The 19,877-nt window shown below is 66.8% G+C and carries 12 protein-coding genes and 1 pseudogene; 11 read left to right on the top strand and 2 right to left on the bottom strand.

Going from position 1 to position 19,877, the window contains the following annotated elements:
* Positions 1-75: 75 nt before the first annotated feature.
* From G4D85_RS13440 to G4D85_RS13460, 5 genes are all read left to right on the top strand, one after another.
* A complete protein-coding gene (locus G4D85_RS13440) occupies positions 76-474 on the top strand; it encodes a BlaI/MecI/CopY family transcriptional regulator (RefSeq protein WP_164011873.1) in 399 nt (132 codons plus the stop codon).
* Positions 471-2,087 carry a transglycosylase SLT domain-containing protein gene (locus G4D85_RS13445; RefSeq protein WP_164011875.1) on the top strand — a complete coding sequence of 539 codons (1,617 nt, stop codon included), beginning with the start codon at positions 471-473 and terminating at the stop codon, positions 2,085-2,087. Before G4D85_RS13440 ends, G4D85_RS13445 begins: the two co-directional genes overlap by 4 nt.
* 81 nt (positions 2,088-2,168) lie before the next feature.
* Positions 2,169-5,681 carry a hypothetical protein gene (locus G4D85_RS13450; RefSeq protein ID WP_205525537.1) on the top strand — a complete coding sequence of 1,171 codons (3,513 nt, stop codon included), beginning with the start codon at positions 2,169-2,171 and terminating at the stop codon, positions 5,679-5,681.
* Between the two features lie 327 nt (positions 5,682-6,008).
* Positions 6,009-7,574 (top strand): metallophosphoesterase, encoded by a 1,566-nt coding sequence (locus tag G4D85_RS13455; protein WP_164011879.1) that lies wholly within the window; start codon positions 6,009-6,011, stop codon positions 7,572-7,574.
* A gap of 198 nt (positions 7,575-7,772) precedes the next feature.
* Positions 7,773-9,794: a TonB-dependent receptor plug domain-containing protein gene (locus G4D85_RS13460; RefSeq protein ID WP_164011881.1), complete on the top strand. Its 2,022-nt coding sequence runs from the start codon at positions 7,773-7,775 to the stop codon at positions 9,792-9,794.
* A 76-nt stretch (positions 9,795-9,870) separates the two neighbouring features.
* Here the strand turns inward: G4D85_RS13460 and G4D85_RS13465 are convergent, their stop codons facing one another.
* The gene (locus tag G4D85_RS13465) at positions 9,871-10,761 is read right to left on the bottom strand and encodes a LysR family transcriptional regulator (RefSeq protein ID WP_164011883.1); all 891 of its coding nucleotides are present in this window, start codon (positions 10,759-10,761) and stop codon (positions 9,871-9,873) included.
* A gap of 76 nt (positions 10,762-10,837) precedes the next feature.
* Here G4D85_RS13465 and G4D85_RS13470 point away from each other — a divergent pair, with 76 nt between their 5' ends.
* The 3 genes and pseudogenes from G4D85_RS13470 to G4D85_RS49380 form a co-directional block, all read left to right on the top strand.
* On the top strand, positions 10,838-13,057 hold the full coding sequence (locus tag G4D85_RS13470) for a S9 family peptidase (protein WP_164011885.1): 2,220 nt from the start codon (positions 10,838-10,840) through the stop codon (positions 13,055-13,057).
* Positions 13,058-13,252: 195 nt separating this feature from the next.
* Positions 13,253-14,029 (top strand): hypothetical protein, encoded by a 777-nt coding sequence (locus tag G4D85_RS13475; RefSeq protein WP_164011887.1) that lies wholly within the window; start codon positions 13,253-13,255, stop codon positions 14,027-14,029.
* 253 nt (positions 14,030-14,282) lie between these two features.
* Positions 14,283-14,690: pseudogene (locus G4D85_RS49380) on the top strand (hypothetical protein); the annotation flags it as partial.
* Positions 14,691-14,946: 256 nt separating this feature from the next.
* On the opposite strand, the gene G4D85_RS13485 reads toward G4D85_RS49380, so the two are convergent.
* Positions 14,947-17,265 carry a KAP family P-loop NTPase fold protein gene (locus tag G4D85_RS13485; protein ID WP_164011889.1) on the bottom strand — a complete coding sequence of 773 codons (2,319 nt, stop codon included), beginning with the start codon at positions 17,263-17,265 and terminating at the stop codon, positions 14,947-14,949.
* A 676-nt stretch (positions 17,266-17,941) separates the two neighbouring features.
* Here G4D85_RS13485 and G4D85_RS13490 point away from each other — a divergent pair.
* The 3 genes from G4D85_RS13490 to G4D85_RS13500 all read left to right on the top strand — a co-directional run bounded on the left by G4D85_RS13490 (position 17,942) and on the right by G4D85_RS13500 (position 19,756).
* Positions 17,942-18,700: a M57 family metalloprotease gene (locus tag G4D85_RS13490; protein WP_164011891.1), complete on the top strand. Its 759-nt coding sequence runs from the start codon at positions 17,942-17,944 to the stop codon at positions 18,698-18,700.
* A gap of 128 nt (positions 18,701-18,828) precedes the next feature.
* Positions 18,829-19,212 (top strand): hypothetical protein, encoded by a 384-nt coding sequence (locus G4D85_RS13495; RefSeq protein ID WP_164011893.1) that lies wholly within the window; start codon positions 18,829-18,831, stop codon positions 19,210-19,212.
* Between the two features lie 232 nt (positions 19,213-19,444).
* Entirely contained in the window at positions 19,445-19,756 is a 312-nt protein-coding gene (locus G4D85_RS13500; protein WP_164011831.1) for a hypothetical protein, read from the top strand.
* The last annotated feature ends 121 nt before the right edge of the window (positions 19,757-19,877 follow it).

The following is a 19,877-nucleotide window of genomic DNA, read 5'->3' on the forward strand; positions in this document are numbered from 1 at the left end:
CCCGAAGAATCAACTAAGGGCTTAGTTGACGAACAACTAAGTCCTTAGTAGTTTGCTGGCCACGGAGGTACTCACGTGGCCAGCAAACCCGAGCCCGAAGCGCCCCGGCCGTTGACGCCGGTGGAGCTCGAGCTGATGCAACTCGTGTGGAAGCAGGGCGAGGTGAGCGTGGCGGACGTGCTCGCCGCGCTGCCGCCTGAGCGCGCTCTCGCGTACACCTCGGTGTCCACCGTCCTGCGCATCCTCGAGCAGAAGGGCGTGGTGCGCAGCCGCAAGCAGGGGCGGGGACACCTGTACTCGGCGGTGCTGCCGCGCGAGGCGTACGAGGCGCAGAGCGTGCGCCACCTGGTGGACACCCTCTTCGAGGGCACGCCCTCCGCGCTGGTGGCGCGACTGGTGGAGGCCCTGCCGCTGGCCCCGGACGAGGTGGAGCAGATCCACCAGTTGCTCAAGGCGAAGGGGGGCAAGCCATGAGCGCCGCCCTCCGGGAGCTCGCATCATTATATGTAGCCGTGGCGCTGCTCCTGCCGGTGGCGCTGCTGCTGGCGCGGCTGGCGCTGGAGCTGCTCGCGAGGCTGGGCGCGCCGCTGTCCTCGCGCCAGTCGCTGCGCGTGGGCCGGGGGGCGCTGCTGCTGGCGCTCGTGCTGCCGGTGCTGGCCACGGCGGCGCATGCGCTCGCTCCGGCCGGGCCCCTCTTCAGCTTCGAGCGCTCGGTGGCGCGCCACGCGGGGCGCCTGCCCGGGCCCACGTGGGACGCTCCCGCCGCGAGGCCCGCGCCGCGTCCTCGTGACACGGCGCCGGCCTCGGTGCCGTGGCTGCTCCTCGCCGCGTCTGTGATTGCCATGGGCGCGTCTGGCTTTACCGCCCGTGCGCTCGTGCGACACCAGCGGCTGCTGCGGAGGCTGGAGTGCCTGCCTCGCGTGCGGGCCGTGGGCCGCGTCTCGGTGGTGCTGGGCGAGGAGGGCATGCCTGCCTTCTCCGCGTGGTTCCCGCGTCTGGGGAGCGGAGCGTCCGCGTGGGTGGTGGTGCCTCCGTCGGTGCTCGGTGACGCGGAGTCGCTGCGCCTCACGGTGCTGCACGAACTGCAGCACCACCGCCAGCGAGACACGCACCTGGCCTTCGCGCGCCTGGTCCTCACCGGCGCCTTCTTCTGGCATCCCGCCGCGCACGTGCTGTCTCGCTGGCTCGTCGCGCTGCAGGAGCTGGCGTGTGACGAGGCGCTGGTGGTGGGCGGCCGGGCCCAGGCGCACGCCTATGCACGCTGTCTGCTTCAAGCGGCGCTCACCGTTCCGGGCGCGCCGCCCCTTCCCGCCGGAGCCACCGGCATGTCCCACCCCACCGCGAGGAGAATCCAGATGCTGTTCCAACCCCGTCCCTTCCGCGCCCACGGCGCCGCGGCGTTGCTGGCCGCGCTCTTCCTGGTGCTCCTTCCCCTGGCGACGCTGGCCCAGGGCGCGGCGCGCGGCCGTACGGTGACGCTCGCCGAGGCGAAGGCGCTGGCCGAGTCCAGCCAGCCCTCCGGCGACCTGCCGGTGGTGGTGGACGCGAAGGTGGTGGAGCAGCTCAACCGGCTCATCGGCACGGAGAAGGGCCGCGCCTTCATGAAGCGCGCCCTGACGAACCTGGGCACGCAGCGGGACGCGCTGGTGACGGGCCTGCGCTCCAAGAGCCTTCCCGAGGGCCTGCTGGCCGTGGCGGTGGTGGAGTCGGCGGTGGCGAACCTGCCGGAGACCTCCACGAGTCCGTCGCTCGCCCCCGGCATGCGCGGCGCGGGCGTGTGGATGTTCATCCCCGAGACGGCGCGTCGCTACGGCCTCGAAGTGAGCGCCACCCGCGACGAGCGGCTGGACGTGACGCGCGAGACGCAGGCCGCCGCGGCCCTGCTGTCGGACCTGCACGCGCGCTACAGCGACTGGCGGCTGGCGCTCGCGGCCTACAACCAGGGCGAGAAGAAGGTGGACGAGGCGCTGGCCCAGGGCGGCAGCCGCGACGTGTCGGCGCTCATGGCCGCCGGCCGGCTCAACGACTACACCGCCACCGTGCAGGCCGGGCTGCTCATCGTCCGCAATCCGCACCTGCTGGACTGACTCGCGACGGCGGCTCAGGTGCCCGGACCGTTCGGGTAGGCAGGTTGACCTGGGGTGTAGCGGCGCTGATACACAGCCCGGATGCTCCTGGAACCCACACCCCGTGCACCCTGGCTGCTGTCTGTCTGTCTTTTCCTCCTCGCGGTGAGCGGCGCCTGCGACTCGCGGGCGCCCGCTCCCGCACCGCCTCCCGGGCCCGTCGGCACCGTGGAGGCTCCGCTGGACCCTCCCACGCAGTTCGGCGAGGTGGCCTTCGTGGCGACGGGGCCGTGCTCCGCCTACGACTACAGCACCATCGACAACTGCTTCAACGACGAGAACCCGCAGCGGCCCAGCATCTTCCGCGAGCTGTCCGCGGCCTCGCGGCCCTACCGCGCCTCCTATTGGGATCCGCTGTCCCTCCAGCCCGCCGTGCTCTCCGGGGTGATGCAGCCCTTCCCGCCGACGGAGTACGACAACGGCTGGAGCACCCCGCGGCTGCCCGAGGAGAGCGACGCGGCCAACGCCATCCAGGTGCTGCCCTTCAACCGCGGCACCAACGACGGGCGAGTCTTCGTGCGCGGCGGCTGCCGGGGCTGCGCGGAGGGCTCCACGCTGTACACGTTCCGCCCCGAGCGGCTCGGCCACGACTTCCGCTACGACTTCGCCAGCAAGGGCACCGGGCTGGTGCAGCCCTCGCACGCCGTGGGGCTCCACCCCTTCGTGTACTTCAACCCGATGGCCACGGCGATGACGGCGAAGAACAACGGCGACTTCCCCGACGCGCTGCACAGCACCACGTGCGAGGACTCGATGTCGGCCCTGGAGAAGGGCCTGCACGGGCGCAACCCCGTGGCGTGCAGGGCCCGCTACGACGTGGGCTCTCCGTTCGTCTCCGGTGACTGCTACGAGATGTCCCTCGTCTACGGCATGGCCGAGTCCACCGGCAGGCGCTGGGAGCTGCGCTCGGTGGACCTCACCGTCTTCGTGCGCGCCCCGAAGTCCCTCACCGCGGGGGACCCGGTGGGCGGCGGCACCGCGGGCTGGGGCCTGTGGGTCTACCCGCGCAACCCGGAGGGCGAGGTGAAGTCGCTGCCTGCCTGGGATTTGCCGCCGTTCCGTCCCTTCAACCCCCACGACTCGCCGTGGGGCGACATGAACTCGGGCTCCACGTACAGCATCCCCGGGACGCCGGACACCATCGACTGGCGGCGCCTGTTCACCACGAATCCCGGCTTCCAGTGCTACACGGCGGTGCCGGTGTGGCCGTACCCCACGCCGCTCTACGTGCGGAACACCTCGGCGTCCGCGCCGAAGTGGTGCCAGTTCTTCGACCGGCAGAGCTACCGGTCCTCCTTCCAGGTCGAGGACGACGAGGACGCCGTCATCGGCAATGGCGGCACCTGGAATGGCGCCACGGGGTGGGGCGCGGGTGAGAAGCCCTACGCCCTCTTCGAGCCCGCGGTGAGCGGTGACGGGCGCATGCTCATCGTCAACATGAACGGCCTCTACTACGCGACGGCGGACGACATCTGCCGCGCGTCCAGCTGGGGGCACTTCAAGCCCATCAGCATGCTGCCGATGGATTCGACGGCGAACTCCCGCTACGAGCTGGCGAAGTCCCAGGTCGTCAACGGCAGGCCGCAGCCCTTCCGGGACACGATGGGCAACGCCATCCCCTTCGGCGTGCGCAACCAGGGCGCCTATCCCTGGCTGGACCGCGAGGGGAAGAACCTGTTCTTCGCCGCGAAGAACAACCCGCATGACGGCTACTACGCGCGCCAGGTGTTCGGCGTGAACCGGTTCACCAATGCCTCCTACCTGGACCAGTTGATTGGCGCGCCCGTCTACGATGCCGACCGCGCGAAGTTCAACCCGGACCGCGCGCCCGCGCAGTCCGTGACGGTGCTCGGCGCGTGGACGCGGGGCAAGGCCGTCATCCTCGACAACGGCCTCAGCATCAGCGACCTGGGTGGCAACAACGAGGACCAGTTCCAGCGCACCTACGACTTGCGCCTCTACGCGGGCGCCGACGTGAAGCTCACGCCCCACGGGGCCTCGCAAATCTTCTCGTTCGAGAACCAGCTCAACCACTTCGACGGCCTGCGGCCCACGCTGCCCTTCGACGTGGTGTGGAACGTCCAGGCCAACACCCAGCGCAACACGGAGGTGGCCTTCGACGACTACCTCAACAAGCGCGCCTTCGTGGTGGCTCACATGAACGCGGCCATGCGCATGGACGTGTCACCCCACGGGCCGTGGCGGGCGGAGACCTTCCCCCAGGACGGCTTCGTGCCCATGCGTGACGCCTGGGCCTACGTGCGCGGCGGCGGCGTCGCGGACTTCCGCTTCAAGCGCAACCCGCTGGCCCAGAACGCCGCCACGGGCCACCCGCTGTTCGGGACGGATGGCCCCCAGCCTCCTGGCTCCGTGCGGCTGCGCGGCGGTGCGCGCATCGAGCCCGTGGCACTCGGCGGCGTCAGCGGCAAGGGCGTCTGGCTCGACGGCCGCAACGACTTCATGGACATGGGCTATCCCGTCGATGCGTCGCGACGCGACTGGCTCTTCGGCATCTGGCTGGACTCGCGCCAGGAGAACAAGCTCAAGCCCGGCATGACGCTCGCGCGCAGCCTGCCGCGGACCATCTTCTACTTCTCGGACAACTCCTGGGTCGGGCTCGTCCAGGTGAAGGACTCCGGCGGCAACGTGTGGCACGAGCTCGCCGTGTACAACGGCTCGACGAGCACCTCGTACACCGTCAACCTGGGCTCGCTGGTGCAGGCCGGCCGCTACTTCCACTTCGGGATGAAAATCTATACCGAGGCCGGCCAGCGCACGCTCGCGTTCTACATCAATGGCACATGGCACTCGACGCTGACGGTCTCCTCGCGCGACGTGGGCTTCGACCCGATGTGGAACTCGATGAATGGCTGGACGTGGATGACGGTGGGAGACCCGGGTCCCGCCTTCGTCCCGGGCCAGTCGCGTCTGCCCTTCTACGGCTGGGTGGACGAGCTGCGCATCTACGCGCTGTCTTCATCGGATGTGCGGCAGCCCTGGACCGAGGAGCTCATCTGCAACCAGGCGCTGGGGACGACGGTGGACCTGTCCATCCGCGACTCCGAGCAGTGGCACCCGGCGCTCGACGAGCTCCGCTGGCGCTCGTACCAGTACCCCGGCCCGCGCCGTGCCATTTGCGAGCAACTGCGGCTGGCCTCGTACGTGGAGCCGCTCGACTACCCGGCTCAGTACGGCCAGCACCTCTGCATCGACCGCGTCCACAAGAACCCCCGGGGCTCGACGAGCCTGTCCAACCGTTGCATGCGCTCGGGGATGATGGGGCTGCCCACGCTCCAGGCGGTGGTGCCCCGGCCCGACACCAGCGCCACCGCCTTCTGCCTGTCCTGCCACACGGGGACGGCGCCCCTGCCGGGCCTGCGGCTGGGCGCGCTGACGGCGGGGACGGGCCCGCGCTTCCAGGACCGCCGACGTCAGCCAATGAACGTCCCGGCGGTGCTGGGCGGTGTCGTTCCGCCGTGGCTGACCACGGGCCTCAACCAGCCGGACGGCACCCGCACGCTGGACCACTACTTCGACCACTTCCCGGCGCCCTGACGCCAGGAGGCGCCGCGCCTCCACCGTTCCGCCGGGACGCGTTCGCGTTCCGCGCGGACGCCACGGTGTGGGGCGCCGCTCCCTCTGGACCCATGGCTCAGGGCTGTCTCCCTCGGACGCGTCAGGCAGGGCGTGTGTGGCCTGCGGCTTGCTCAGCGGCGGTGCGGCTGACCTGCAAGCCATTCCAGGGAGATGGACAGACACATGCGGCTCTCACGGAGAAAGAATTTCAGTGACGTTCGTGCCGGCTGGCTTCAGGGCCTCCTCGTGGCCGCCTTGCTGGTGCTTCCTTCGGCGGCGCGGGCGGACTCGAGGAGCAGTGCGTGGGTGAGCTCCACCGGCCGCTCGTATGAGAACCCCCGCTTCCGGCTGGAGCTGTCGGCGCCCGCGACGGTGACGCTCGACCTGATGTCCTCGGTGGACACCTATCTCTACCTGCTCAACCAGGATGGCTCGCAGCTCCTCGCCCAGGATGACGACAGCGGCGACGGCTACAACAGCCGGCTGACGGTGTCGCTGGGGGCAGGCAGGTACATGCTCGTCGCCGCCACCTACTCGCCGGGCCAGCTCGGTGACTTCACCCTCAACACCAGCCATGGAGGCCTGGCGTACTGCTTCACCGCCTACGTGGACGTGAACTTCAGCGGCGCCTCCAACACCTTCTGCGAGGGCGGAAGCCAGCCGTTCTATAACGACGCGTACTCGTCCCTGCGTGTTCCCAAGGGCCTGCGCGTGCGCGCCTTCGAGCACAGCGGTGGCGTCGGCCGGGCGCGCACGTACTTCCAGGACGCGCCGAACCTGGGCGGGTCCTACAACGACATGATTTCGAGCTTCTCCTGGTCCAACTTCCAGGTGAACGACTTCTTCATGGTGTTCGCCTCGGACCCGCAGTTCTCCTGGAAGCACTGCAACGACGACAGCGGGAGCGCGCTCTGTGCCCGGGAGCAGCAGGCCTTCGGGGGGTGGAATGACGACGACCTGGCGCGCTACTACAACACCAACGTCGTCAACGGCATCAACCAGGTGAAGAACCTGCTGGGCGAGTACCGGTTCGGCGGCACCGTGGTGAACGGCGACCTGACGGAGTTCGGCAATCAGGACGTCGACCTGGGTGACTACATCAACATCTACGAGCGCGGCGTGCAGTCCAACGTCTACCTGGGCCTGGGCAACCACGACTACGACAACAACGTCAACGACTGCTACGAGAACTACTGCGCCACGAACATGGTCTGGTACTTCAGGGACCAGGTGTGGACGCTCAACCCGAGCCGCTTCGACTACTCGGAGAGCGGCGTCTATTACGAGTTCCCGAGCAACCGGAAGAACCACGCGGGGAGCCTGGGGTACTCGTGGGACATCGGCAACGTCCACTTCGTCCAGCTCAACAACTACCCCACGTACACCCGAGACTGGAACGGCTGGAACTTCGGCGACGCGCGCCGCGACTACTTCTACATCCAGTCCGCCATCGCCTGGCTGCGCAATGACCTCCAGAACGCCGTCAACAGCGGCAAGGAGCTGGTCGTCAACCTGCACGACTGGGGGATGGGCGCGAGCGGCGAGCTGATGGCGGTGCTGAACGACTTCCCGGTCTCCGCCGTGTATGCGGGCCACTGGCACGGCACCTATGGCCGGTATGAGACGCGGGCGATGAACGACGGCAGGGGGATGCCCGTCTTCCTCGGGGGCTCGGCCCACGTGGGCAGCTTCCTGGTGACCCGCTTCGTGAACAACAAGATGTACACATGGGTCATGTCCGTGGACCAGTTCAACGGCGGCGGGCTGCGCGTGCTGTACAACGGCAACGCCTACGCGGCCTCCACGCCGGGCCTGTTCGACGTCTGCACCGGGTGCTCGCGGTACTACCAGGACGTGTTCGACATGCGCTGAGCGGCACGTCGCGCGGCGGGGCCATGATGCAACGATGATGAAGTGAAGAGCCTCGCGTGAGGCTCACGCGGGACGGCGCCGGAATGATGGACACCTCCTTCACCGAGGTGTCCCAGCATGAAGCGCAACGGGCGTCTGCCGTTCCGAGAGAGGAAGGCCCACGGGCCGTGGAAGTGCGGAAGCGGGCCGCTCGGCCGCATGCGCGGGGCATTCCGGTTCGCTGGAGCCCGGGTGCTGGTGCTCGGGCTGTGCCTCGGCCCCGTCGCGAGTGCCCGGGCCTCCGACGTCACCGAGTATGTCGCGGTGAACCGACCAGCCCCCGACGGCAGCGCGGTGCGCTCGTCCGAGCGGCTCGCGGAGAGCGTCCCTGGCGTGCAGCTGGATGTGAATGGCCCCGCCATTCACGGCGCCACCGCGTTCGAGAACAGCTACCTGCTGGACGGGCTCTCCACCAATGACTCTACCACCGGAGCCAATGCGCTGCCGCTGAGCACCGAGTTCCTCTCGAGCCTGAACTTCATCACCAGTGGGTACATGGCGGAGTACGGCCGGGCCACCGGCGGCATCATCGAGGCGGACCTGCGGGTGGAGCCGTCCGAGCGGCTCCAGGGCTCCATCTTCGGGTACTGGGTGCCCGGTGCGCTGGCAGCCAGCGACGTCTCCGGCCGCGGTCCGCTCAGGCACCTGGGAGACTTCGGCGCCACGCTGGGCGGCTCCCTGGTGAGACATCGGCTGTCCTTCTTCGCAGGAGTGGCCCCGGCCCTCGGCCGCGTGGAGCAGACCCGCACCTTCCAGGGCGCCTCGCGGACCTCCTTCGCCGACCAGCGCACGCTCCAGGCCGTGGCGAAGCTGAGGTACGCCGTCAACCTCGACCATGAGCTGTTCCTGTCGTTCATCACCACGCCTGGCTTCTCACGAGGGGACGGGAGGCCCACGTCGGAGGACGTGTCCCCCGAGTCCGAGGCACCGCGCGAGCTCGACAGCAATGCCTCCTCGGTGAGGCTCACATACGCGGGCGGGTTCCTCGACAAGCGGCTGCTGCTCAACCTGCGTGCCGGCTGGCAGTGGCAGCGCGTCTCCCCGGGGGACGAAGGCGCGGGACTCGAGCCGGGCTCGGTGCGCGCCCAGGACCAGCTCCAGGCGAACGCCCGGCTCACGTACCTGATGTCCTGGGCGGGCTACCACGTCTTCAAGACGGGCGTGGAGGCGGAGCGTGTCACGACGGAGCTGTCGTCGACGGCGAGCCGACAGGTCCTCGCGGGCTACGTGCAGGACAGCTGGTCCTTCTCCAACCGCTTCACGTTGAACGCCGGCCTTCGCTACGAAGCGCAGTCGCTGGAGGCGGGTGAGGGTGAGGGCACCTTGCGGCTCGGAGGCGCGCTCCTCCCGCGCCTGGGCCTGGTGCTGGACCCGCTGGCGAATGGCAGGACGCGGATGTTCGCGCATGTCGCGAAGTACCAGTCCCTGGTGTCGCCCGCCCTGCTCACGAGCCCGGTGCGGAGCGTGACAGTGGACCCGGCCCTGGTGCCGCCCTCCTCCCGCGAGCTCGTCGTGGGAATCGAGTACGAGCTGCTCAGCCAGGTCCGGACCGGCGCGAGCTACACCGGCCGCAGGTTGGACTCGGCCCTCCAGTACCTGCCCCACGGCGAGGGGACGGAGGTCCTGCTCGGCAACCCCGGAGAGGGCCTCGCCTCGGGCACTCCGAAGGCGGAGCGCGCGTACGACGCGGTGACGCTCTGGCTGGATGGGAACTTTGGTGAGGAGTGGCTGTCGCGGCTCAGCTATACGGCGTCGCGGCTTCGCGGCAACAGCCCGGGGCTCCAGCCGCTCGCGGGTGCACCGGGCCTCGCCGTCGACACCACGCCCGCCGAGCTGTCGGACACCCGGACCGTGCTGCCGGCGGACCGGACGCACACGGTGAAGGCCTATCTCTCCCGGGACTTCTCCCTCACGCGGAGGCTCAACACCAACCTGGGCCTGTCGTATCTGGGCGCCTCGGGCACGCCGCGGGAAGAGGGTGGGCGCACGTCGTGGGCCCACACGCTGGATGTCCATCTCGGCGCGGGCTACTGGCTCGCCCCGGGCTCCCGCCTGGAGTTCAGCCTGGACGTGTTCAACCTCCTCGACGTCCAGGAGGATGCGCGGTGGGACGGAAGCACGCCCCTCCGGCTCCAGGCTCCGCGACAGGTGCGCCTCGGCGCGCGGTACCTGTTCTTCTGAGGTCCGCCGGAAGGAGCGTTCCCCTACGCCCGCGAGGACGGCTTCGTCCGAGCGGGCGGCAGCGCCTCCCCGCCTGTCACTGCCGGCGTGAGGCTGCTTCGTGCGCAATGGCGCGGAAGTGCGTAGCGGCGGGGGAGGGCTGGGGGCTCGGGAAGGCAAGCTCCAGCTCCGCGTGGCCCGAGGCGCCACTCAGTGCGCGGAAGACGACGCCCTTCGGCCGGAGTGCCTGGGCCGAAGCCGGGGCGATGGTGAGCCCGAGCCCCGCTTCGACCATGCCGATGACGGAGGTCCACGAGTTGGCTTCCTGCACGACGCGAGGAGAGAAGCCCGCGGCGAGGCACATGCTCGTCACCGTGTCGTGCAGACCGGGCGCCGCATGGCGGGGGAACAAGACGAAGGGCTCGCTCGCGAGCGACGACAAGGAGACGACCTTGCGGCGGGCCCGTGGGTGCCTCGCGGGAAGCCCGAGCACGAAGCGCTCGCGGAGCAGGCGTTCGACTGTCACGCCCTCGTGCTGGAACGGGGCCCGGATGATGGCCAGGTCCAGCTCCCCGCTGACGAGCGCGCCGCCGACATTCATCGTCTCGCTGTCGTCGATTTCCAGCTTCACCTCCGGGAACCGCGTCCGGAACCGGAGCACGATGTCGGGCAGGACGCCGAAGGCCGAGGACGCGGCGAAGCCGACGCGCAGGGTTCCCGTCTCTCCCCGGGCCGCCTGGCGAACGGTGGTGATGATGTCCGCGCGCTTGGCCAGCAGCACCCGAGCATCCTCCAGCAAGCGACTTCCCGCGGGAGTGAGGGCCACGCGTCGGCTCGTCCTGGCGAGGAGCTCGACGCCCAGCTCCGCCTCCAGCCTGCGTATCTGCTGACTGAAGGGCGGCTGCGCCATGCCGACCCGAGCGGCGGCCCGGCCGAAGTGCAGCTCCTCCGCCACGGCGACGAAGAGCTGGAGTTGACGGAATTCCATATCCAGACGATATCCGTCTCAATGCGCGCTGAAAGATATATTGGTCGTGCATGATGCGGCTCCCTAGCATCAGGGCATGCGACGCCTTCTTTCCGCTGTCGGTCTCCTGATGACGGTCCTCCTGGTTGCGCCCGGCGTGGGGCTCGCGCAGGGGGCCACTCCGGACGCGAAGCTCCAGGAGCGACTGGACCTCGCCGACCAGCTCAACCGGCTGCCGCAGTTCATCCGCGACAGCCTCGTTCCTCCAAGATGGTTCCGCGACGGAGACCGGCTGGTCTTCTGGTCGGAGGCGGGGAAGGACGGGGGGACATGGGTGCTGATGCACGCCCGGACGGGAGCGATGAAGCCGCTGCTGTCTGGCACCGAGCTGCGCGCCCAGCTGGCTCGGCTGCTGGGCAAGCCGGTGCAGTCGCTCCGCTTCTTCGACGTCGCCATCGCCCCCGACCAGCGGAGCATCGTCTTCGCCTTCGGGGGGAAGACGTTCGGGCTGGACCTGGAGGCTGGCCAGGTCACCGCGCTCACTCCGGAGGACCCGGCCGCGCTGTTGCTGTCCCGGAGCCACTTCGTATCTCCACGGGGTGGGGCGGTGGCGGAGCAGCGCGAGGGTGGCTTCGTGGTGCGGAGCGCTGACGGGAGCAAGGTGGTGGAGCGCGGGGGAGAGGAGCACCTTGGCTGGCGCATCCCCGAGGCCCCGTGGTCTCCGGACGGCCGCTTCCTGGCGGTCTGGCGCGAGGACCTGCGCGGCGTCCACAAGGTGCCCGTCGTGGACTATTCGAGCGCCCTGGAGCGGGTGACGTGGACTCCCTACGCGAAGTCGGGAACGCCGCTGCCCCGCTCGGAGCTCCACCTCGTGGAGGTGGCGACGGGCCGCGTGACGCAAATCGCTCCAGGGAAGGAGGAGACGCACGACTGGTTCCTCGGCTGGCGTCCGGATGGAAGCGAGGCGCTGAGCCTTCACCTCACTCGCGACGGCAAGAGGATGGACCTCATGGCGGTGGAGCCGGCATCCGGCAAGCGTCGGCGGGTGCTGCGCGAGGAGCGGCCGGAGACCTTCGTCGCGGGGCTGGACCTGGCCGTGGGGGGCTGGGCGAAGCAGGTGAAGCTGCTGCCGGACGGCAAGGGCTTCCTCTGGATGTCAGAGCGCGACGGCTGGCGGCACGCCTATCTGTATGACCTGGAGGGCCGGCTGGTGCGTCAGGTCACCCGGGGCGCCTTCCCGGTCCACGAGGTGGTGAGCATCGCGCCCGAAGGGGACGCGCTGTTCGTGCTGGCCTCGGCCGACAGCGGCGCGCCCTACGAGCACCTCTTCTATCGAGGGAGCTTGAAGGGCGGCGCGCTGAAGCGGTTGTCTTCGGGCTCGGGCATGCACCGAATCACGCTGGCTCCGTCAGGGAGGTATTACGTCGACGCGTGGTCTTCGAGGACGCAGCCCCGGCTGAGGGAGCTGGTCTCCACGGATGGCAAGACGCGCGTCCGTCTCACCACGGCCGATGTGAGCGCGGTGGAGGCGCTGGGCTACAAGCCTCCGGAGGCGCTCACCGTCGTGGCTGCTGATGGCGTCACGCCCCTGCACGGAGTGCTCTACACGCCGCGCGACTTCGACCCCGCGAAGCGCTACCCGGTCCTGGCGTACATCTATGCCGGACCCTTCACCACGGCGGTGCCCTGGAACTACATCGGCAATGCGATGTCGCTCGATAGCGTCGCGCTGGCGCAGTTGGGGTTCGTGGTGGTGATGCTGGACCCCCGGGGCGGGCCGGGCCGGAGCAAGGCGTTCCAGGATGCGCACTACGGCCGGGTCGGCCAGACGGAGATTCCCGACTTCGTCGCGGGCCTGAAGCAGGCCGCCGCCACGCGCCCCTGGATGGACCTGGAGCGCGTCGGCATCGTGGGCCATTCGTGGGGCGGCTACTTCGCGCTGCGCGGCATGCTGACGGCGCCGGAGTTCTTCAAGGCGGGCTACGCGGGGGCACCGGGAGCACTGGAGGAGGAAGCCATCATCAACGAGCCCTACCTCGGGCTGCCGAGTGTGAATCCCGCCGGGTATCAGGCTGGCTCCAACGTCGCGCTCGCGGGGAAGCTGCGCGGGCAGCTCAAGATGATGCACGGGACGAGCGATGTGAATGCGACGCTCTCCACGACGATGCGCATGGCCGAAGCGCTCATCCGTGAGGGCAAGCACTTCGAGCTGCTCATCATGCCGGGACAGCCCCACAGCCCCGAGCCACCCCTGGACCGCTACTACCTCGACGACGTCGGCCAGTTCTTCATCCGGACGCTGGGCGGTCCGAGGTGAGCGAGGCCACGGAGGCAGGTTCGATGCCCATCAAGCCTTCGAGGTGTGACGCGGCGTGCCCACCTGTGCAGCGCTCCGCACAGTGCCACGGGCCACTCCGCTGGCGAGCCCCACGAAACCTCGCGGCATGTGGGTTGCTGAGGGGCCCGGCCGTATCGGTCATGTGTGCCCACCTCGTGGGCCAGGAGAGACGGGATGCGCTGGATGTGGGGATGGATTGCCGTGCTGCCTTTGCTCACGGCATGTGGAGAAAATGAGCCGTCGAAGCTGGCGGACCTGAAGGGGCTGCGGCTCGATGGCGACGTCAACCCCTTCGAGAGGTCGTACGTGCAGCGCTACGTCTACCTCGAACTCGAGCACGACGGAGCCGAGTGCGTCACGATGTCCAGCGACGTGAAGGCCTTCGTCAATGACATCGAGGTTCCCCTGGTCATCCCGGGCGGAGTCGATGCGGACACGGGTGGCTGTCACATCATCCTCTTCGCGCTGGAATCGGATCGGGACGCCCTCCCCTTCCCGGTGTTCGACGATGGGCTCACGCGCGTCCGCATCACGGATGGAGACACGCACCTCGAAGCCGATATCGCGAGCCTGTGTACCCCTCGCACCTTCGCGCTACGCACGCCCGCGGACGGAGTCCTCCGCGCGGGGACCGAAGTGGATATCGAGTGGCTGCCGGCGACCGACGAACTGCTGGTGGAGACGGTCCAGGTCTCGCGCTCTGTCGAGCGTCGCATCGACTTCCGCGCGGCTGAAGGGAAGCTCCAGGCAGCGGGCAACCATGTGCGCCTCACGTGGCCTCAACTGCCGGAAGACTGGACGGGTCCGGCGACGCTCTGGCTCGAGGGTGGACTCCATCGGGAAACCCAGCCGTATCGCAATCCCGCCCAGCGGTGCGACGGGTTCGTGAGCTGTCAGGTCGACTGCGCGCCGCAGATGCAGCTCAATCTCCAGGTACAGCTGGCGGGCTGAGCCCTGTGTCATGACCGTAGCCCAGGCCACCGCCACCTGGGCCAGGCTGGCGGCATGGCGATAGAGAAGGCGCTGCTGCTCATCGCGGACATCGGCGGGTACACCCGCTTCATGAAACAGCACCGCTTCAGCCTCGCGCACGCGCAGGACACGGTGGCGCAGCCGCTCGAAGCCGTCATCGACGCCGACCGGCCGGTTCAAGCTCGCCAAGCTCGAAGGCGACGCGGCCTTCTTCTATGCCGTCGGGGACGATGTCACGGCCTTCGCCCGGCAGATCTCGGACGTCCGCGGCGCCTTCGTCGCCCGGCGCGAGCAGATCATCCTCGACCGGATGTGCCAGTGCGATGGGTGCATGCAGGTCAGTGCCCTGACGCTCATCGACCTGAACGATGTTCGCACCTCACTGCCCGCAGCGCTGGGCCCGAGCGCCCCCAGGGAAGCGCGAGGCGGCATGCTGCCCGCGCACGGCAGCGGTGTACCCGGGGAGCGTGATGCGGGCCTCCTCAAACGCCCTCCCGCACCACGGCAGGCGTGCCGAGCGGGCCCCTGGCGGCCAAAGGACCCCCCTAGCGCGCGCCCAACTGGGCCTCCATCCTTCCTATGCTCTCCGGCTGGCTTAGTGGCGACTTGGCCCCGAGCAGAGCGCCACGCCGAGCCGTAGAAGCCACCCGGGCTGAGTACCAGCTCGGCGCCGCGTGGCCTATCCGGCGCTCAGCGGCAGCCGAGCATCACCTGCGCTGTGCGGCGGAAGCCTCTTATGCCGGGCGCCACCTCGGGCCGTGGCGCCCACCCGGTACATAACGCCGTCCAACACCTGTCCGGCCGGTCGCTATTGGATACATTCGTGAACCACTGCATTGAACCAGCCCAGCAGAGCAAATCCTGCCAATCAACCACTCAAAATACAGGTCGGGTTCTCATGATGCATCGTTCGACACCAAAGCGCCAAACTGCTCAATGATTCGACCCAAACGCCCCGCGTCGATTCCTCTAGAGCGGAACACCATGTATACAGATTTCAGTCTTTCGTACTCTCCAAAAACATCACCAATAATTCTAATGAGATCGCTCTCCGATTGTCGTTTGTTCAGTAATCCAAACGCATCGCCCGCTGAATACCCTACCATCAAGAGCAGATGCGGCAAGCGTTCGGGCATTCGCTCTGCATATCTAACTAGGCTTGCCTTGTAGTGTTCTCTCGATACAGGCGATTCAGAACCACGCTCCGCTATCATCTGCCCTGCAACGACCAAGGCCTCAGCAGCATCCTGCACGTCCTGCCCTTCGAATGGGTCTCCCTCTTCAACTTGCTTCGCAACGGACTCAATCCACTTGAAGGCAGCTCTAGTTATGACCTTTTCTGAGACTTCCCCTCGCTGCGCGCGCCGTATCAATCCATGGACGTCAACAATAGTGAGTCGAGAGCCGACAGCAGCACCAACGAGCCTGTTCACTTGCTCCTGAAGCAACTCTGGCGACCACCCCCGCTCATTTCCATAGGAAGGTCGCGCAGCCACGCCAATCAGCTTGACCAGGAAGTGAACAACCAGATCTTTATCGAGCTGTCCCGCCGTTGATGCCACTCCCGAGACAACACACTCAAACTCTGGCGGGCCAATATCGGGAATCCAATACCCGACCTCCTCGGCGATCAGTTTCGCATCGGGTAGCGCCCGTCCTTGAAGCTCCACGATCATTAAACTCGCAATCCCGCCCACGTCTCGCGACCGGGCCAGAGCCACTAGTCTATCACAAAGCAGTTTGACTTGACCTCTTGTCATTGCGCCAGTCGGTGGCGCATGGCGAAAGTAATTATCAAAAATCCTAGGACTACGAATCCTGCGCCTTGCCGCTTCGTCGTTAGGGTTCCTCAAAGAATCCGGCCTCACGATGCTCCCAAAAAGATGCTTAAGAACACCGCGAACAAACTCCTCGACATCCGGACTAAGCACAGAGGCACTTCCGCGAACAATCGCATCTAATTTTGCGTCTCGCGACGCGTGCCGCTCCTCTTCATTATTCTTGTCCACCCTAGACATCGAAAGCTCATTCGAACTTAGCAGCTCAGTCAAGAATGCCTTGTTGCGACGAATCCTGTCATAAACATCAGGCTGAAAAAAACGCAAAGCCTCCAGAAGCACTGCATCAACAACATCTACGTCAGGATCGTCACCTGCGACAAAAAGCGCACGAAGGCCATTGACGTACCGTTTCAAGTCACGTGGCGTTCGGATGGCAGATGTAAGCAGACTCAATGGCGAATCGCGCATCCAGAATTCCAGCGGGACAAGTTCCGATGGCAACGACTGCCGAACAGCAGCAAGCACGGCTGCGATCTGTTCAGAGATGTTCTCCATCATCACTCTGTCATTTGGCAGAGGGATATGCATTGGGACCTGAACAATTTTGTCCAGATATCCTTTTCCATATCCTTCCAGCACAGACCCTTCAAGCACGTCTCGAACGCGCCTATCATCCATTGCCACAATCAGGGACACAAATGGAAGATCAGCCACGATTCGCACAAGACGAAGAAGGCCTAGTAATTCCGTCTTGTTCAGTCGATCAACGTCATCCAACTCGATAATCAAGCGTCCGCCAGCTTTGCCCAATTCTTTCAGTCCTGCCTCCACCGCCATGCGGTGCTCATCAAGTTTCTTATGGCCCGATCCCGCGAGATCGGCGAGGCCGGCTAGGCCGCCTGATAACTCTGCCGTTTGATTGAGAGCCTGTGCGGCTATGTCGCTAGCTTCCTTCAATTTTCCGGCATCTACATTGACGCCGAATACAGTGACTCCCTTGGATGCCACGGTAAGAAACGTTCCCATGGCTCTAAGGGCAGACGCTGCCCTTGCCCATGGCTTTTCTTGGTCAACAGCAATCTCTGCGGCGATTGTCGCAAAAAATGCCATTACCAAGGCGCCAGCATCCTCGTAAAACCAAGGGTTAAATGCAACAAATCGGACATTGGGGCGCCCTTGCATGTGTCGGCGCACATGGTCGCGAAGCATGTTAAGGACGGTCGTTTTCCCAATGCCCCACGGCCCGAACAATCCTACAACCAGCCCATCCTGGGTGGGCCATTCAACCGCAATGCGAGCCAAACGAGGGATGAAGGAATCTCGGAGTTCGTATCGGTCCTCTTCAAGCGTTTGGCCTGGCCGGTCTGAAGATATTTTTTCCTTCAGAGACAGCGTCGTCAACCCAGTCGGTTCCTGGCTGTTGTTCACGCTCATGATCGCTCTTGTCTTTCTGGCGGCTGGCGATTGGATGTTGCCATCCTTAGACTTTGAAGTACCCCAAAATCGCAACAATCCCGAAGGCAACCCTGCTTGAAGTGCGTGGCTCCAGAACTTCAGAATCTTTTCACCTACGCGCGTTTGGAGCACCCGGTTTTCCTCCGGCACTGTGCAGCGACGGGACCCGGACCATACCTAACCTGATCTTCACCGCGCTAGGCGGGTACTACGGTCCCAGTGTGGCTCGGGCCACGCTAGCGCTACGTGTCGGGCGAGCACCACGCGTAAGACTGTGCAGGGGACGGACTCACGCGGAGCACCACCTTGGATCTGTGGGTCCCGCCCGGTGCACAACAGCCACGGCCCGTGCCGAGCACCGCCGCTCCGGTGGACGAGTGAGCGCTACGAAGAGACGTTGAGCGGCTCGATGCGCGCGGTGAGGACGGGAAGCGGTATCTCGGTGTTCCCGATGCGCGCATGGGCCTCCCGTCGGGTCGCGATGGGAAGCCCGATCACGGTCTCTCACTCCGACCGGTATTTCGCATTTAGGCGACTAATCTGAATTGGATGGGATTCTGCGGGTGGGATGTCCTAGAACGCCCATGGTCAGCTCCGCCGCTCCTAGGGCGGGAGCGTGGGAAGCACCGCTTCAGGACAAAAGGGGAGAACGACAATGTTCAAGAGAGCGGCAGTGCTCGTGGTCAGCTGTGGCGCGTTGCTGGGCGGGTGCGGTGGCGACCCGCGGGGCGACACCGGGGAGATTGTCTCCAACCTGCTCGAGGCCGGGTTTCCGGCTGACGACATCGAGGTCGTCGAGGATGCCGTCTACGTGGGGCGCGACGCTCAGGTGACCCTCGAGGCGTCACGGCAGATGCTGCAGCCCGGCGAGGGGAGCGCGGAGCAATACGGGAGTGCCGGTGTCGGCACCGCCGTGACGAAGATCTGCGTCAACCCCACCTCCGCGTTCAAAAGCTACACCCGGCTGAGCCAGGGGCTCGACATGGCCATCGCCAATTACAACTCCCTGGGGCTCAGGATTACCTTCGCGTGGGGCCCGACCACCGGCTGCACCGCGAACATCACCGCCCAGACCACGTCTGGCACCGGCGGCTCTGCTGGCTTCCCCTCGGGCGGCCTTCCCTACGGAGTCATCAACATCGGCACAGGACTGAACAGCTTCAGCGTCGACGTGAACGAGCACGTCATCACCCACGAACTGGGCCACACGATTGGGATGCGGCACTCGGACTTCTACGATTCCAGCATCAGCTGCGGGAGCGGCGGCAGTGGAGTGCCTCCCCCGTTCAGTCCCATCCCCGGGACTCCATCCGCGGCCACGCCGGGCGGGTCGCTCATGAACACCTGCCCACCGCCCACCCCGACCGGCGAGTTCACCAGCTCTGACCGCACTGCGTTGCAGTACCTCTACTGAGCCAGACTGGCGCCAGGACGAGGAACATGGGGGCGGCCCGGGTCGCCCTTCTTCAGCTCCCTCCTTGATTGCATGAAGCAGTCCGTTCACACTGTCCGAGTAAACAGCTAAAGCCGGGAGTGAGAGCCATGATGAAGCAGACCTTCCTCGCAGGTGTGGTGGCGCTGGTGCTGTTGGGCTGTGGCTCGGTCGGCAACGAGCCGCCAGAGGCGGGCGCGGAGGCGCTCGGCGCGGACGAGGCGGCCCTGACGACGTATCCCAGCTGTTGTTCCGCCATTCCCGGCTCCGGCTACACCGAGGCCTTCTGTGACTCGGTGGCGTACTCGCCCGGCCGCTGCAACCAGGTCTGGAGCGGCACCGCCTGCCAGTGGTCGAACACGGCCTGCCCGGTGACGTGCTGCCAGCCCAAGAGTGGCAGCACCGTGCCCTGGAACTACTGCAACCCGTATGCAATCTCCGCTGACCGCTGCAACCAGGTCAACGGCGGTACCACCTGCAACTGGACCTGCTGAGCAGGAAGCACCTCGAAGGGCTCGGCGCGCACCGAGGTGTTTCTCGTGTGCGTGCCGAGCAGGCGCCAGCCGGAGGGATGTCGTTCAGTAGCCCAGGTCCCGCGGATGAGCAGCCGCTCGCCCTCTACCCGGTCTTCGCCGCGGCGAGCGCCTCCGCGCCCGCCACCTGGGCTTCACCGCCGGGCTGACGGCACGGGCTCCCCTCTCTCGCCGTACCTCAGGAGAAGCGACGATGAGCAGACTCCTCCCCTGGAAGTCCCCACTGATGGCGCTCGGTACCGCGGTGATGCTCGCCGCATGCGGAGGCGCCGAGCCGGAAAGCGCCATTCCCACGGCGGATGAGCCGTCCGCGACGGCAGAAGTCCAGGCCATGGGCCCCACGACGTGTGACCCGGCGAGCTACTGCCGGGTGCCGACCCAGCACGTCCGGTGCGCGGACGGCTTCATCATGTACGCCTACAGAACCAGCGATGGCTGGTGCATCGAGCAGGACATCTGCGTCGGGCACGGCGGCCCCCTCATCTGCCCGCTGCGCCCGGACTGAGCCTCCCTGCCCGCGCGCCCGGACTCCCGGGCACGCGGCACTCGCACCTGGGCCGCCCGGCGTCACTTCCCGGCGCGATGGGCCGCCTCCAGCGTGGGCAGCATTCCGGGTAACTTGAGGC

Source organism: Pyxidicoccus trucidator, from assembly GCF_010894435.1.
Lineage (GTDB): Bacteria > Myxococcota > Myxococcia > Myxococcales > Myxococcaceae > Myxococcus > Myxococcus trucidator.